Source organism: Aureimonas fodinaquatilis (genome assembly GCF_008369445.1).
GTDB classification, from domain to species: domain Bacteria; phylum Pseudomonadota; class Alphaproteobacteria; order Rhizobiales; family Rhizobiaceae; genus Aureimonas; species Aureimonas fodinaquatilis.
The window spans coordinates 821,429-837,572 of the sequence record NZ_VTWH01000001.1 but is presented as its reverse complement, the minus strand read 5'-3'; the positions used below and the strand labels follow the sequence as shown (position 1 = coordinate 837,572).

Annotated in this window: 8 protein-coding genes; 4 read left to right on the top strand and 4 right to left on the bottom strand. The window is 55.4% G+C overall.

Annotated features, from left to right (window positions below):
* Positions 1 to 75 precede the first annotated feature (75 nt).
* Together FPY71_RS18410 and glgX are read right to left on the bottom strand one after the other, a co-directional pair.
* Positions 76 to 237, bottom strand: coding sequence for a hypothetical protein (locus tag FPY71_RS18410; protein WP_188052192.1), 162 nt, complete (start codon positions 235 to 237; stop codon positions 76 to 78).
* A gap of 111 nt (positions 238 to 348) precedes the next feature.
* Positions 349 to 2,634: a glycogen debranching protein GlgX gene (glgX, locus tag FPY71_RS03895; protein WP_188052233.1), complete on the bottom strand. Its 2,286-nt coding sequence runs from the start codon at positions 2,632 to 2,634 to the stop codon at positions 349 to 351.
* Positions 2,635 to 2,839: 205 nt separating this feature from the next.
* Here glgX and FPY71_RS03890 point away from each other — a divergent pair, with 205 nt between their 5' ends.
* On the top strand, positions 2,840 to 3,526 hold the full coding sequence (locus tag FPY71_RS03890; protein WP_149297795.1) for an RBBP9/YdeN family alpha/beta hydrolase: 687 nt from the start codon (positions 2,840 to 2,842) through the stop codon (positions 3,524 to 3,526).
* Positions 3,527 to 3,591: 65 nt separating this feature from the next.
* The gene (locus FPY71_RS03885; RefSeq protein ID WP_149297793.1) at positions 3,592 to 3,936 is read left to right on the top strand and encodes a RidA family protein; all 345 of its coding nucleotides are present in this window, start codon (positions 3,592 to 3,594) and stop codon (positions 3,934 to 3,936) included.
* A 160-nt stretch (positions 3,937 to 4,096) separates the two neighbouring features.
* Here the strand turns inward: FPY71_RS03885 and FPY71_RS03880 are convergent, their stop codons facing one another.
* A complete protein-coding gene (locus FPY71_RS03880; protein ID WP_149297791.1) occupies positions 4,097 to 7,855 on the bottom strand; it encodes a hypothetical protein in 3,759 nt (1,252 codons plus the stop codon).
* A gap of 378 nt (positions 7,856 to 8,233) precedes the next feature.
* Between FPY71_RS03880 and FPY71_RS03875 the strand changes: the two genes are divergently transcribed.
* Entirely contained in the window at positions 8,234 to 11,632 is a 3,399-nt protein-coding gene (locus FPY71_RS03875) for an autotransporter family protein (RefSeq protein WP_188052191.1), read from the top strand.
* Between the two features lie 165 nt (positions 11,633 to 11,797).
* Complete coding sequence (locus FPY71_RS03870; protein WP_246160119.1) at positions 11,798 to 12,979, top strand: GAF domain-containing sensor histidine kinase; 1,182 nt, start codon at positions 11,798 to 11,800, stop codon at positions 12,977 to 12,979.
* Between the two features lie 209 nt (positions 12,980 to 13,188).
* Here FPY71_RS03870 and FPY71_RS03865 read toward each other — a convergent pair whose 3' ends face one another.
* Positions 13,189 to 16,101: a hypothetical protein gene (locus FPY71_RS03865; RefSeq protein ID WP_149297787.1), complete on the bottom strand. Its 2,913-nt coding sequence runs from the start codon at positions 16,099 to 16,101 to the stop codon at positions 13,189 to 13,191.
* Between the last annotated feature and the right edge of the window lie 43 nt (positions 16,102 to 16,144).

The window sequence follows — 16,144 nt, the reverse complement described above, 5'->3', positions numbered from 1 at the left end:
AAGCTTCGTCTCAACGGCAATGCAAAGCGTGACTGGATTTCCGGCGATGGTTAGATCGCCCGAAACTTTCAGTGTTCAGCGCTGAATGCCGTAAAAGGCATCCGGGTCAATGCGGGCCGCTTTCAATGCTGCCCTGCTTGGCTTGCGCCCTGCTTCCACGGCAGCCGCACATGCTCTGATGCCATCGAAATATTCAGCAAAATTGCGAAAACGGCTGGCAAAGGTACGACTGGTCATGGTGCTTCTCCTCAATATCATCTCTTACGGGGCTGATATGGCCCCGATCGAGACAAGTTTGAAGTGATGCTTTTGCCTTGGCAGGCATGCATTCAGCGCATAACGCCTTGTTCAGCCTGACTTTTCGCGTTCCTCCGTCAAGGCAAAGCGCACCCGCTCCACCGCCGCATGCATGAATGCTTCCGACACATAGGTGAAGGAGCGCTCGGCCTCCGCAGAGATCTGGCCATTTTCTTCCGGCTCCAGCAGAAACACCAGAAATGACCTGCCTGTGACCATGTATTCGGTTTCGAATTCAAAGGAAGGCAGCTCGTCCTGCTCCGGCTGATTGGTATCAATCACCATGCGCCAGTTGATGCCACCGGCCGCCGCTGGCAGACGAAAATTGACCACATCATGATGTGCGTTGAAAACCAGAAGCATGGTTGCGTCTGTTCCTACCCGGCGGATGCCGGCAGACTGCGCCCTGCCATCCACCAGAACTCCCAGACAGCGCGTATTTGAATCGTCCCAATCCGCGTCTTCAAACTCAACACCGGCCGGGGTGATCCAGGCCACATCCTTGACGCCCAAATCCTCATCATAATCGCCGTGCAGAAAACGCCCTCGCCGCAACATCGGCAGAGCTTGCCGCAGGCGGATCAGCTTCTGGACGAACTGCGCAAGATCGCGCCCTTCATCCGTCACGTCCCAGTCAATCCAGCCAATTTCATTGTCCTGCGCATAGGCATTATTATTGCCGCCCTGTGTACGGGCAAATTCGTCGCCCGCCAGAAGCATCGGCGTTCCGCGGGAAAACAACAATGTGCCAAAGAAATTGCGCAATTGCCGGAACCGAAGTTCTGTCAGCTCGGCATCATCACTTGGGCCCTCGTGCCCGTAATTGTTGGAGAGATTGTGCGAATGGCCATCGCGATTGTCTTCGCCATTCGCCTCATTGTGCTTGTCGTTGTAACAAACCAGGTCGTGCAGGGTAAAACCGTCATGCGCGGTGATGAAATTGACAGACGCCCATGGCTTGCGGCCACGCTTGTCAAAAATGTCTGCCGAGGCAGAAATTTTGTCAGCCAGTTGCGGCGCCATGGCATCATCCCCGCGCCAGAACGCGCGCACGGTATCGCGATAACCATCATTCCATTCCGCCCAACCCGGCGGAAAGCGGCCCACCTGATAGCCGCCCGGTCCGCAATCCCACGGCTCGGCAATCAGCTTGACCTGGCTTAGCAACGGATCCTGCTGGCAGGCGTGGAGGAAAGAGGATTCTTCGGAAAAGCCCGTGGGCTCGCGCGCAAGAATGGTCGCAAGGTCAAAGCGGAAGCCATCCACCCGCATTTCCCCTGCCCAATAACGCAGACTGTCCATCACCAGCTGCATCACACGAGGGTGGCTGGTGTTCACGGTGTTCCCGGTGCCAGTATCATTGATGTAATAGCGCGGATTGTCCGGCATCAGCCGGTAATAGGTCGTGTTGTCGATGCCCTTGAAGGAAATCGTCGGGCCATTTTCGTTGCCTTCGGCAGTGTGGTTGTAAACAACGTCCAGAATGACTTCCAGATTGGCATGGTGGAATGCCGCGACCACTTCCTTGAACTCATTGATGGACGGTCCGGTCAGGTAACGCGGGTCGGGCGCGAAGAAGCCAAGCGTGTTGTAGCCCCAGAAGTTGCGCAGCCCCTTGTCCACGAGATAGCTGTCATCAACAAAGGAGTGAATGGGCAGGAACTCGACAGAGGTGACCCCAAGGCTTTTGATATAGGCCACGACATCAGAGTTCATCAGGGCAGCAAACTTGCCCCGGTCTGTGTCCGTTACGGAAGGGTGGCGTTGAGTGAAGCCCTTTACGTGGGTTTCGTAGAATATTGTCGATTCCCAGGGAATGCGCGGGCGACGATCTTCGCCCCAGGTGAACGCGGAATCCACAACGCGCGCTTTCGGCACAAACTGCGCACTGTCGCGCTCGTCAAAAGAAAGGTCGCCATCCGGCGAACCTATCGTATAGCCAAAGATCGATTGGTCCCACTGCAAGGCACCGACATGCGCTTTGGCATAGGGATCCAGCAGAAGCTTGTTCGGGTTGAACCGGTGGCCGGCATCCGGCTCGTAGGGTCCATGCACGCGATAGCCGTAAATCCAGCCTGGTCGGGCATCCGGAAGGTAGCCGTGAAAGATTTCATCGCTGTATTCCGGCAGTTCAATACGCTCGATCTCCTTCTTTCCTTCAGGATCGAACAGGCATAACTCCACCTTGGTAGCGGTGCTGGAGAATATAGCGAAATTCACCCCGAGACCGTCCCATGTTGCCCCTAGAGGATAAGGGCGGCCTGACTGAATTCGAGAACGGCGGATGAATGGAGCGGCGGGTTTTCCCCTACGGGAAACTTGTGGCGGAGATTTGATATGCACAGCTTCCTCGCTTGCACGGAATGTGACGGGGAGAAAGCGATGAGGATATGCTTTTGTTCCAGTGCAGCGATTTGACTTTCGCAATTATGCAATGAGTGCGTGGATCATTCCGCGAAACTCTACAAATTTGGTATGTTTACCTTTTCCGTTGCCGGGCATGGTTTCTACATTACGCGGGACACCAGCAAAGAGGCTCGCTATGGTCAGAACGCTTATTATTCCCGGATATCGCGGCTCTGAAAAAGGGCATTGGCAAGACCATTTTCTGCAACAGGACAAATCCGCCATCAAGGTTGAGCAGGAAGACTGGGAGCACCCCATTCTTGCCGATTGGCTGCATCGGCTGGAAGCGGAACTGATGAACAGCCCGCGCAGCATCCTGGTTGGCCATAGCCTTGGCGGGCTGTTGATTGCTTATCTGCACAACAGGCCGGCTGCGTCCCATATTGCCGGGGCGGTGATTGTGGCACCGGCAGATGGTGCACGGCTTGCGCGGTCAGATGGCAAATTTGCCAGTTTCAGCGAAATGCCAACAGCGCGCTTGCCATTTCCCACCATTCTGGTTGCGTCTCATAACGACCCGTATATGAGCTTTGCAACAGCGAGTTTCTTTGCTGATAGCTGGGGCGCAGCTTTGGTGGATATTGGCCATGCCGGGCATGTCAATGTTGCCAGTGGCCATGGCCCATGGCCGGAAGCCCATGCGCTGGTTGCCTCCCTGCGCCAACGCGAGCCGCAGTCTGACGAAGAATTTGACCGCCAGCCTTCTGCGCTGTCGGCACGGGCATTTCCCATTGAAACGGAGTCGTTTCGTCGGCGAGGCAGTGCAACAAAGCAGAAAGTGAGAGCGTATCATATGGTCGAAAGATCGCCCGAAACGCTCTAGGGGAATGACTCTGTCACCGGTTCATGCTTTACAGGCCGCTCAACCATAGATCGGGAGTCTTTCGCATGAGCATTCGTCGTATTGAACCAGGCCACCGCATGAGCATGGGCGTTGTGCATGGCAATGTCGTTTATCTAGCTGGTCAGGTCGGCAATCCGGATGAAGATGTCAAAGCCCAGACACGCACTGTGCTTGCGGAAATTGATCGTCTGTTGGCAGAGGCAGGCACAGACAAATCCAAACTGCTTTACACGCAGATCTGGCTGGCCTCGATGGATGATTTCGCAGCAATGAACGAGGTTTGGGATTCCTGGGTGGATCCGGCAAATCCGCCGGCCCGCGCAACGGGCGAGGCCAAGCTTGCCACACCCGACTATCTGGTAGAAATCATCGTTACAGCAGCCGTATAGCGCGGGACGCTTCAACTTCTGGTTCCGCATTGGCTCGCAGTTGAATCGATGACGTTTCGATTTGAAATGCGTTTACCTCCTTCCACGCATTATGTGGCATGACAAACCCGGCAGAGGTCCTTCCACCTCTGCCGGGTTTTTGCATTAAGAGCCAGTGAGGTTAATTGACGGCGCCAGCGGCCAATACCCAGGCGGCATCCTGCACCGGCCGATAAATCGAGTAATCGTAGCCGGTCGTCCCAACACCCGCGCCGACGCTCATGGCAGCAGTCAAGGTTGCAATCTGACCAACAACCAAAGCTGAACCGTTCTGGTCGGCAATCGCAAATTTGCTGGTATTGGCGTTCTCACTGAAGAAATTCAGAACAGCGACACCAGCGTGGCCAGCAATATCGGATTTATCCACCCCGAATTCGTTCTTGAAGTGGGAAATCAACAGATTATCCGCGCTTCGCTCAAACCAAAGATTGCGGTAATCGATGCCGGTGAAGATCAGCAGCGTGTTGGAAAAGTTAGGCAGGCTATCAGCGGACAAGACAGTATCCGTGCCAAAATTCCCGTCAAAAAACAGCGTGTCACCGCTTTCAACATGCAGAATATCGTCGCCTGCGCCACCATCCATAATGTCGGAACCTGCACCGCTGATGAGAATATCGGCCCCATCACCACCGAACAGAATATCCTTGCCAGCACCGCCGGAAATAATGTCGTTGCCGCCGCGCCCGACCAGACGGTTCTCCCCACCTGACCCCACAATCTCGTCACCAAACTCGGTCCCCTCGACCCATTCCAGGCCACGAAGAGCATCCTTCGTCACTGGATCGTTCGAGCCTGTTTTGGTTGGATCTATTTTGACTATCGACTTATTTTCAAGGCTGATCACCACACCATAACTCACAAAACGCAAGGATATGGTATCATTGCCGTCGCCCCCGCGAAGAGTATCGCTGCCATCTCCGCCAATCAGAATGTCGTGGCCAATTCCACCTGTCAGGCTGTCTCTGCCCCTGCCTCCCACAAGAATGCTGCCGAGAGGTCCCGCGACCAGGGTGTCATTGCCGTCCATGCCGTACAATGCATCCTCGCCACCACCGCCGACAATGCTGTCATCACCATCTCCACCCCAGATCGTGTCGTTGCCGATGCCACCCAGTAAAGTGTCTTTTCCTGTTCCTCCGAAAACCTGATCGTGACCATCGCCAGCGTCGATAAAATCGTCACCCCATCCGCCATCGATCGTGTCATTTCCCGCTTCCCCAAACAGACTGTCCCTGTAGCTGACGCCGGGCTTTTCCACGGCTGTGGAAGCAGAATAGCCTTCCGCTGAGGCGTCGTCACCGAGCAGAAGATCATCCCCGGCACCCGACATTATAGTGTCATTGCCCTCGCCACCGATCAGGGTGTCACCCAGCTTCCTTGCTTTGTTGCCAGTCTCGGGCTGGCCGGGCATAATGCCTTTGTCGACCAGAACATCATCGCCGGCATCGCCAACCATCAGATCAAACCCTTCGCCGCCGTGCAGTTGATCATTGTGCGCGCCGCCAAAAAGCTGATCGTCTCCGCCTGCACCGGTCAGTTGGTCTTCGCCATCACCACCAAAAAATATGTCCGATGCGCCTGCACCATCAAACCTGTCGGCAAAACTGGTGCCATGAATCCATTCCACTTCAACGAGGTGGTCGATCTGGTTGTTGCTGTAGGCATCATATTCGGTCTCAACCGCGTGATAGGTTACGGTCTTCGTGTATTTTCCCTCCTGAACGGTCGCTTCCCGCTCGACAATCCGGTGAAATATGCCATAGCCGGATTTTCGCACGCGATAAGTTGCCTGTCCGCTTTCGGCCAGCACAGTCTTGACCTGAAGGGCAAGGTCGCGAGGGTCGGCTCGTGTCAGCGCGTGGCGATAGTCCACCCCGTCGACATCGCCGCCGCCATTGACAAACATAGCTCTTGCGCCGGCTATCACGACATCGTTGCCCTGGCCCATTTCAACGCTGAGGCCGCCTTCCACGCCATTCACATCGTCTACGGTCGCAGCGATGCCAAAGGGTGCAAAGGATGCAAATTTGCGTATGTCGGCCACGGTTGAAGCCGCACCATCCATCAGCTCAAAACCCGGCAGTGTCTGCAGTGGCACAAGGCTGTTCTTCACGCTCTTGCCCGAGATGGTCTCTGCGCGCTCTTCCGGGGTCACTGGCATAATCGGTGTCAGAAACAGGAAGTACTGGGAGTCAGCGGTTGAATCGATGCTGATGCTGTTGGACGCCGATGCCGTTGCGACCAGGCCGTTGTCTTTCCGCGTCTGATCACTCAGATCATAGAAATAATGTCGGCTGCTGTTGATTTCTTTCACAAAAGCCGTTCCCAGAAGTGCGGCAACCGCCGCCTGATCCGCCCGCAGCTCCTGCCCGGTAACAGCAATGATCCTTTTGGTTTCAGTGGATGCAGCAATTCTCTTCAACGCCGCAATGTAGTCTGCCTGAACGGCGCGTTCGCGCGCATCAAGCCCATCAATCATGAATTTCCGGGCGGCTTGGGAAACTGCCTCACTGTCCGATAGATCGGTGACGCCATAATCCGCCAAGATCCTGTCTGCGCTTCGTTTCGACGTATCAAGCATGCCGAACATTGCGGAAAACAGATTGATGACCGGCGTAGCGGACAGAATGGATTTCGTTTTCATGGCGCCAAAATGATCCGCCATGGCCTTATCACCGGCCCAGCCGGACTGTGCGAAAAGACGCAGAAATTCGTCCTGAACCTTGCCCAGCTTTATGGCTTCATGAATTGCCGTCAGAGATGTCATTGAGGCTGTCATCATCATGCCGGACGCAACAAGGCTTGGCCAGACCACCATTCCAATACCCGCCAGTATCGGCAGAGCCCTGTCAACACCTTGCATTGCCAGATAACTGGCAGACCCCTTGCCATTCACGCCGGAGTCGACAATCTGCACAATGCCGGCTCCGATATTGGAAAGGGCGCCCAGCGCCGAAACCGCTGTACTCAAGGTGACAAATTGCGGACTCGTAAGCTCCAGACCTTCGCCCAGCAGACGGAAGCCACGGAAAAGCTCTGAGCCGAAATACCCCAGTTGCAAACCGTCACGCCACTTCAGGAGAGCTCCGCCGCTGCTTCCCTGCATGTCAATGATTTTGGCAATTCCAAACAGGGCAGCGGCAACGGACAGCACAGGGGCGGCCAGCGCCTTCGTTGCGTTTGACGGCGCTGCTTCCGCGCCACCGCTGATATAGTAGGATCCGAGAGACTGGTAAGCGAATGTCAGGTCGGATGCGAAGCGCAGCCAGCTTGCGAAAACCTGGGCGTAGTGGCTTCTCGTGTCATGCATGGTCAGTGTGGAATTAACCGCATGGATCAATGAGAAAATGGCTGTCAAACTTTGCCGTGTCACAAGGTCGTCAGCCAGACTGCGCGCTTGAAATACGCTTTGGGCAGGAACAATCTCGCCATTTTCGATCCGATAATACCGCCCGGCAACCATGTCTGGAAAATCGCCGTTCAGCGCTATCAAATCCTGAAACCTTGCCTTTTCCAGCGCAGCGCCGATCGTGGCGCGCGTGTTGAACAGGCGCGTATTTGTCCAGGCAGCCTCAAATACAGCATCCATCGGTTTGAACCTGGCAGATTCAGAACCAGCAGAAGGAAGCGAAATGTCGGGCGCACCGGCGTCTGTGCTGCCCGCGGTGTTCACCAGCCTGGCGGAATCACCCACCCGCGACAGAACCGCATATGTTGCATCGGCAAAATCAAAAGTCAGGCCAGGCGTTTCTTCCCTGTTCAAAGCGACACCAAAAAGGCGAGCTATGACGTCGTCGAGCGCTTTGATCTCTGAATTGATAGAGTTATAGTCGGCAATAGCCAAAGCCGCTCCAGCAAGCAACTCCGTATCGTTAGCCATATTTTACCCTGCATCTTCTTTCACTAGAAATTGCATGAACAAAATATCTAACATCTTAGATATAATTTCGAGATTGTTATATGCAATTCTTGGTTGTACTTATATCATCTGAAGTCATATCAAATAAATCATCAAAATCAACCTTGGGAATGACTTTGAGAATGTCCGCATATGCCCCTGATATCATAAGTATAGGTTGAACAGCCGTTGAGCTCGGCACTGGCGCTCAGGTGACAATCGCGCATGCCAGCCAAGTCTATGTTGGAAATGCAACACCGCTTTGAATTTTTACCATTTCACGCCTACTACTAACGTTCATATGCGACCAGCATCACAACCTCTGATATTATTTTCGTAATGTTGCGGGAGGTTTTTAGCGTGGCGTATATTTTCAAATGCTTTTCCGGCGTACCACATACTGAAAAAACAAGCGTTCACACGCGAATTTCCAGCCTTTTGCTGACCGGATCGGTACTGGCAATCTTAACCGGGCCGGCAGCAGCGCAGGTTGCCTGGGTTGGCCCGGATGGTGGAAGCTGGTTTGATCCGCTGAACTGGAGTCCGGCCGCCGTTCCAACGGGCACGGATGATGTCATCATTTCATCTGGCAGCGCCACCATCACATCTGCACCGGCTGCAACGGCAAACTCAGTTGCGATTTCGGGTTCTGGCGGCCTTCTGGTTTCTGATGCCAATGTCGGGACACTCGGCAGCATTAACTTGACCGGCGCTGGGCCTTCAACAATACCCGGCATTCCTGGCACATTCGTTGTGTTGGATGGCGCCTCAAGCACTGGCGGGGCCGAATTCAACATTTTCGGCAGTGGCACCAGCCCTTTTCTCGACGGCGGGATGTTCTTTGACGGCACGTCAGACGCCAGCACGTCTGTGCTTCGTGCGCAGAATGGCAGTCAGATTCTCTTTCTGGGTTCAAGCAGCGCCAGCTCGGCCACGGTCGTTAACGGTGCGGGTGGCATGATCGGCTTTCTTGCCACTTCCACCACCGGCAGCGCCGCCATTTTCAACAATGATCTGGCTCTTTTGCGCTTTGCCGGCAGCTCAACTGCCGCAGGCTCCGCGATCGTCAACGAAATTGACGGCCAGCTCGATATCAGCGAACAGACCGGTTCGCTGGCTGTAGGCGCGCTTTCCGGTGGCGGCAATGTCTATCTGGGTGCCAGCAATCTGACGGTGGGCGGCCTTGACACATCGACAACAATTTCGGGCTCGATTGCCGATGGCATTTCGCCTCTGCTCGACAGCTTCAATGTCTTTACCGGAACAACCTCTCCGGTTCTGGTGGGCGGCTCCCTGACCAAAACGGGAACTGGCACGCTGACACTTTCCGGCAGCAACACATATACCGGCGGAACATTGATTGAGTCCGGCACAGTGCAGATCAGCGCCGATGACAATCTGGGTGCAGCCTCCAGTGCATTGACCTTTAATGGCGGTGTCTTGCAGACCACCGCAGATCTCAGCATGAGCCGGGCGATCTCCATTCTGGCCAGCGGCGCGACGATTGACGTTGCATCGGGAACTGCTTTCACCCAGGCGGGCCTTGTTGCAGGCTCCGGAGATTTGGCCAAAATTGGCCTTGGCGAGTTGGTATTGACGGGCAGCAACAGCCAGACTGGCACGATTTTTGTAACGGATGGCACACTCCGGGTTGGCGACGGCGGCACTTCGGGCGAGCTGGCCGGCAATGTCGATGTGACCACGCAGTTGATATTCAACCGCGCGGACAGCGCATCTTATGGCGGCACGCTCACCGGTTCGGGCGTAATTGTCCAGCAGGGTCCGGGGCGCCTGGACCTGACTTCGTCCAACAGCTTTTCCGGAGACATCTACGCGGCTAATGGCACGCTTGGGATTAACAATGGCGCTATTGTCAGCGCTGGCAATGTTTACATAGGGGCCAGCCCTGACTCCTCCCCTGCAAGCGGCACTTTGGTTCTGGCCAATGGCGGACGTTTGCTGTCAGCCACGCCCGTGATAATTGCACCGGATGCGGGTTCCAGCGGCACACTTGCCATTGGCGCACCTGCAGGTTCTGCAGCGGAGGTTCCGGGCTATATTTCGGCACCCGTTCTGAGTTTCGGTGATGGCGATGCCACGGTGGCATTCAACCACACTGACCAGTTCTACGTGTTCGACGCCGGACTGCCCGGTGGGCTAACCGGCAGTGGCACCATTGAAACCTATTCCGGCCGCAGCTTCCTGCTTCAGGATTCCAGTGCATTTACCGGCGTGAGTGCGCTTTATGGCGGCACGCTGGCAGTGAATGGCGCGCTCGGTGGTACGATAGATGTTCTGCCGGGCGGTCGGCTTGAAGGGCTGGGCTTTGTTGGCACCACGGCCAATGCTGGCACAGTTGCACCGGGCAATTCCATTGGCACGCTGACAATTCTTGGCGACTATATTGGCAATGGCGGCATTCTGGAAACTGAAGTCGTGCTGGGTGACGATAGTTCGCCGACTGATCTTCTGATCGTCAGCGGCAGCACCTCCGGCTCAACCTCTGTTCGCGTCATCAATCTTGGCGGCACGGGCGGGCAAACGGTTGAAGGCATCCGCATCGTGCAGGTGGATGGCGCTTCGACAGGAACTTTCAGCCTGCTGGCTGACTATGTAACACCGGATGGCCAGTTGGCTGTCGTAGGTGGCGCTTATGCCTATTCCCTGTATCAGGGGGCGCCTTCCACGCCGGATGATGGCGACTGGTATCTGCGCTCGCTGTTTCTTTCCGGTGAAGGCACACCGGCTTATCAACCGGGTGCCCCGCTTTATGAGGCCTACCCGCAGACAATGGCCGCCTTGAACCGGCTTCCCACCTTGCAGCAGCGCGTTGGCAGCCGCCTATGGTCCGGCAATGTTTCATCGCGCGCATTCGACAAAAATCTCATTGGCGAAACCAGAACCGCCGATATGATTGAAAAGACCGGTGCATGGGGGCGGATCGAAGGATCCACTGGCTCTTTTGAACCCGCTGTTTCGACAACCGGAAGCAGGTTTGATACGGACTATGCCCGACTGCAGGTCGGATTTGATGGTCTGGTCCACGAGCGGGAAAATGGGTCCGGTCTGGTTGCAGGTGCCAGTGCGCATTTTGGCCGCGCCAACTCCGAAATCTGGTCCATCTACGGCGATGGCAAGATTGACACGGATGGCTATGGCTTTGGTGCAACTTTAACCTGGTACGACCAGTCGGGCTTCTATGTGGACGGCCAGGCGCAAGTGACCTGGTTCGACAGCAACATCACGTCCACCACATTGGGCGTGGTTGAGGCTTCGAACAATAATGGCATGGGTTATGCGATCAGCGTTGAAGCCGGGCAAGCGCTGCCCATCAATGAGAGCTGGACCATTACCCCGCAAGCCCAGTTGATCTACTCATCGGTTGATTTCGACGATTTTGAAGACGCTTTCGGTGTGACAGTCCGGCGGTTGGACGGCGACAATCTTCAGGGTCGCCTTGGCGTATCTGCCGATCAACAGCAGGCGTGGCAGGGTGCCAACGGCCAGTTGCAGATTCTCAATCTCTACGGAATCGCCAATATCTATTATGACTTCACTGGCGAGACCCGCATTGCGGTTGCCGATGTCGAGCTTGCCAGCCGGCAGGAACGGCTGTGGGGCGGATTGGGCTTTGGCGGCGACTATAATTGGGGGGATGGCTATTCGCTGTATGGTGAGCTTTCAGCCCGCACCACACTGGAAAGCTTTGCCGACAGCTATGTTCTGGATGGCAATATTGGTTTCCGGGTAAAGTTTTAGGTTTTCGCTTTCAATCCGACATCATACTCAGTTTCATTACCGCCAGCTTTTTGCTGGCGGTGATCTTTTCACAAACACTCATTATGAACATGATTCCAATTATATTTGCCTGCCAATAAACGAGGCATCGTATCGGTCAGTCAGACGTGAGAATTTGAGGGGTTTGTGAGAGACGGCATTCAGTCAGACGTAGAGCTTGTAAAGGAAATAGCTGCAATTCCCGCTATGCTGGACGTGGTGTGCAGAATGACGGGAATGGGCGCTGCGGCCGTTGGACGAGTGACGGAATCCCGCTGGATTGCCTGCGCTGTACAAGACAGTATTGGTCTGGGCCTGAAACCGGGCAGTGAACTGCCGCTTGAAACCACATTGTGCAACGAGGTGCGGCAGAGCCGGGACGTTATCGTTATTGAGGACGTTCAGACGGACAACGAATACTGCAATCACCACACGCCGCGTATGTATGGGTTCAGAAGCTATATATCTGTGCCGATCACGCTTGAGGACGGTAGTTTTTTCGGAACGCTGTGTGCTCTTCACGGCAAGCCGGTGTCTTTGAAAACGCCGGGAGTTCTCGGCATGTTCAATCTGTTCGCGGAGCTGATCGGATTTCACATCGACAGCAAGCGACGCTACCTTACTGCGGAAACGAAACTGGCGCAGGAACGTGAGACCGGCCTGCTCCGGGAGCAGTTCATTGCCATATTGGGGCATGATCTTAGAAATCCACTTGCCTCGATCCATTCGGGCGCGCGCCTGCTTGCACGCAGCGACCTTGCAGCCAGAGACAGGGAAATTGTCGAGCTGGTGCAAGGCAGCGTCATTCGAATGAGCGGTCTGATCGACAATATTTTGGATTTTGCACGCGGCCGGCTGGGTGGTGGAATTGAACTTGACCTTACAGACTCGAAGCCGCTGGAATCCGTGCTTGAGCAGGTTATTGAAGAGTTTCGGGTTGTCCATCCAAGCCGGACCATACTGCCGGAGTTCAAGCTTGACGTTCCGGTCAGTTGCGACGCCAGCCGCATAGGTCAACTGCTTTCAAATCTGGTGGCCAACGCATTGACGCATGGCGATGCGGATGGTGCCATTCACGTTTCTGCCCACTCGGACACAACACGCTTTTGCCTGCAGGTTCGGAACAAAGGTGCCGAGATACCGGAAGAACTTCGTCAAAAACTGTTCCAACCTTTCGTCCGCCCGGACTCCAGCCAAAAAGTCGAGGGGCTTGGGCTTGGACTGTTCATTGCCAGCGAAATTGCAAAAGCTCATGACGGATCGCTTGAAATGCACCAGAGCGACGGCACAACCTGCTTCAGCCTGATCATCCCCATCCGCTCGCTTTAGCCCGTTTCAGGTGATCTTGTAATCACTCGGACTTGTCGAGTGCCATGGCTATGTCGCGTTGTCATGGAGGCGACACAGGCTCTTCTGCTTTTGCTGGTTCCAAAACCGGAGTTCCAAATGCAAAGCCCCGGCAGGACGATGATCCTGCCAGGGCTTTTGTTCAGTGCATCTGCGATGTTCTGAATCGCCGACGACGGATGAAGATCGGATCAGACATTTCCGAATATGCCGGAAAACTGCCAGTCTGTTTGCGTAAGACCGCTGCCCTGCTGGGTCGCTTCACCCAGAGTTCCCTGCCTATCCTTGGCCAGACTGTTCAGACCAACATAAGCAATATCCGGATTGTCCTTGGCAAACTCATAGAGCTGCGCGGCGTCCTGCAAGGTGAACGTCTGCCCGTATTGGTTGATACCCGGTTTGACGTATAGACCAAGCTTGGTATCTGTGTAGCCGACGCTATCCAGGATTTCCAAAGCTTTCAGTGCCACGTCGATGGCATAACGACCCATATCCGGCTGGCTGGCCTCCTCCGAACCAGCCGGACCCCAATAGTCCATCAACATGATGTTCAGGACATCAATATCAACACCGCCGCCGGCCGTGTTCTTGGCGTCTGTCAGCATCTGGGTCAGGTTGACTGAATCGACCAGCACAATCCGCTCGCCGCTCAAAACGCTTTCATTGCCGGCGCCATCGATCAGTTGTGCGGTGAATTTGCGTTCACCATCCTGCCCCCAATCGGTCCCGCGCAAGCTGATATCTGTCGTGGTTGCTCCACTCACCGGAGAAATCGTTTTTAACAAAACGCCATCCCGGAAGACTTTGAGCACCGAACCAATCGACGCTGCTTCGTGCGTAACGGTCAGCACGGATGTCGCAAATTTTTCAGCGGCATTGACCTTATTGTCACCGGCAACCGACGACAGAGTTACAGCATCGGGCGCGATGGAATCGACAGACACAGTGCGCGGACGGCTCCATGCGCCTTCATTTCCAGCACCATCCACCAGGCGCGCCTTAACCTCATAATTTCCATCCACGCCCCAATCTTCCGCAACCAGTGTGATTGCGTTGCTGACGGAGCCCGTTGCAACGGCCAGACTCTTCCAAAACTGGTCATTCCGGTAAAGTTCGAGATACGAGCCTTCGCTTGCGGCTTCATGCCGAATGGCAACCTCGATATTGCCTTCCCGTTCCGAAGCGTTGACGCCATCATTTCCGGATATAGCCGATAGCGTTACGGCAGTTGGGGCGCGCGTGTCGACCAGAACCGAAGCCACATCGCTCCACTGACCGACATTGCCTGCACCATCGATCATTCGCACCTTGAATGCGCGCGCGCCGTCCATTCCCCACTGAACACCTGTCAGGCTGATGCTGGTGGACTCTGCGCCTTCAGCAACGTCAACAAAGGCGATCGTTCCACCGTCCCGCTGGATTTCCAGACGCGAGCCGGCCGCCGCTTCTTCGTGTGTTATCGTGATGGCAGTCTGAGCGGCCTTTTCCAGCGCATTGATGCGGTTATCGGTGGAAATTGCTGAAAGCGTTACCTTTTCAGGCACACCGGCATCGACAATCACGTCTCGCGCGGCACTGAACTCTCCCACATTACCGGCCGAGTCCACCATACGCACGGTGAACACCCGCACGCCATCATCGCCCCAGTCATTGCCTGTCAGATTAACGGATGTTGATGTAGCCCGATCAGCAAGCTGCACCGTGTGCAGCAACGCACCATCGCGATAGATTTCAAGCTTTGCGCCCAGCTTGGCGGCTTCGTGGCGGATGGACAGCGCCGTATTGGCAGCTTTTTCCGCCGCATTCACCGCGTCATTGCCAGAGATGACCGCGACAATTGGCGCAGGCGGGCCCTGGGTATCAACAGTTACACGAACCTCGTCTGTCCAGACACCGGCATTGCCGGCGCTGTCAACCAGACGCGCCTTGAAGCGGTGAATTCCGTCAGCCTGCCAGTCAGCGCTTGTCAGATTGAATGCTGTTGCAGTTTCACCTGCCTCGACCGCCACGAAACGCAAGAACCTGCCATTGAGATAGACCTCGATCTGTGCGCCGTCCGGCGCCGCATCATGGCTTAACGAAACGACACTGCCAGCAGCCCATTCAGCCGCACCAACCTGTCCGTCTTCGGCAATTGATACAACGGACAGAGCGTTCGGAGCAGTTTTGTCGACAAGGACTGTTCTCGCCTCACTCCAGGCACCGGCATTGCCTGCACCGTCAACCATTCGCACTTCGAATTCGTGCTCACCCTCAGCGCCCCAATCTGCAGCAAGCAGAGTCATGGTTGTGGAGGTGGCCCCCTTGCGCAGTGTGAAGGTTTTTACAACTTCACCATCACGCCGGAGTTCAAGCAGAGAGTTGGCCATCGCCTCCTGATGGGATACGACAACACGCGTAGAGGACGCCGCCTCCTTGGCATTGACCTTATCGTCGAGAGCATAAGTTTCAACCACAACAGCATCTGGCAATTGAGCAGCAACCGTGACTGTCCGCGCGCGGCTGATTGCACCCTCATTGCCCGCGGCATCCACCATTTGAACAGTGTAAAGATAGCTGCCGTCAGCGCCCAGTTCCTGTGCTTCCAGAGTAACTGTCGAACGGGTGGCAGCCGCATCCAGATCAACCGTTTTGACCAGAGTGCCATCACGGAAAATCCGAAGTTTCGCTCCCGCTTCAGCAGCTTCATGGTCGACATCGAATGTCGCACCCGCAGCAAGCTCCGCCGCATTGACCTTGTCGTCGCCCGCAACGCTCCACATTGTCGGGCGCTCGGGCGCCAGCGAATCAACCAGCACAGAAAAACCCGCGCTTGGCGGGCTTACATCCGTTTCATCCGCCGCCATCGCCAGCAGCGCCGTGAAGATGTGAACACCATCAGCGCCCCAGCCTGCACCACTCAAAGTGGTTGCCGTGCTGGTTTCACCTTCTGCGATAGTCACGCGCTTTACGAAGGTTCCGTCGCGATACAGCAGCAACACCATTCCGGCGACTGCGGCCTCATGCGCCACAGTGACCGCAGTGGACGCGGCTCTTTCACTGGCGCGAATCTTATCATCTTCAATTGTAAGTGCTGGTGCGCTGAATTCGGATGCAATGGCCATAAAAATCACTCTCTAAAACTGAACAGAGAACATCTATATGATT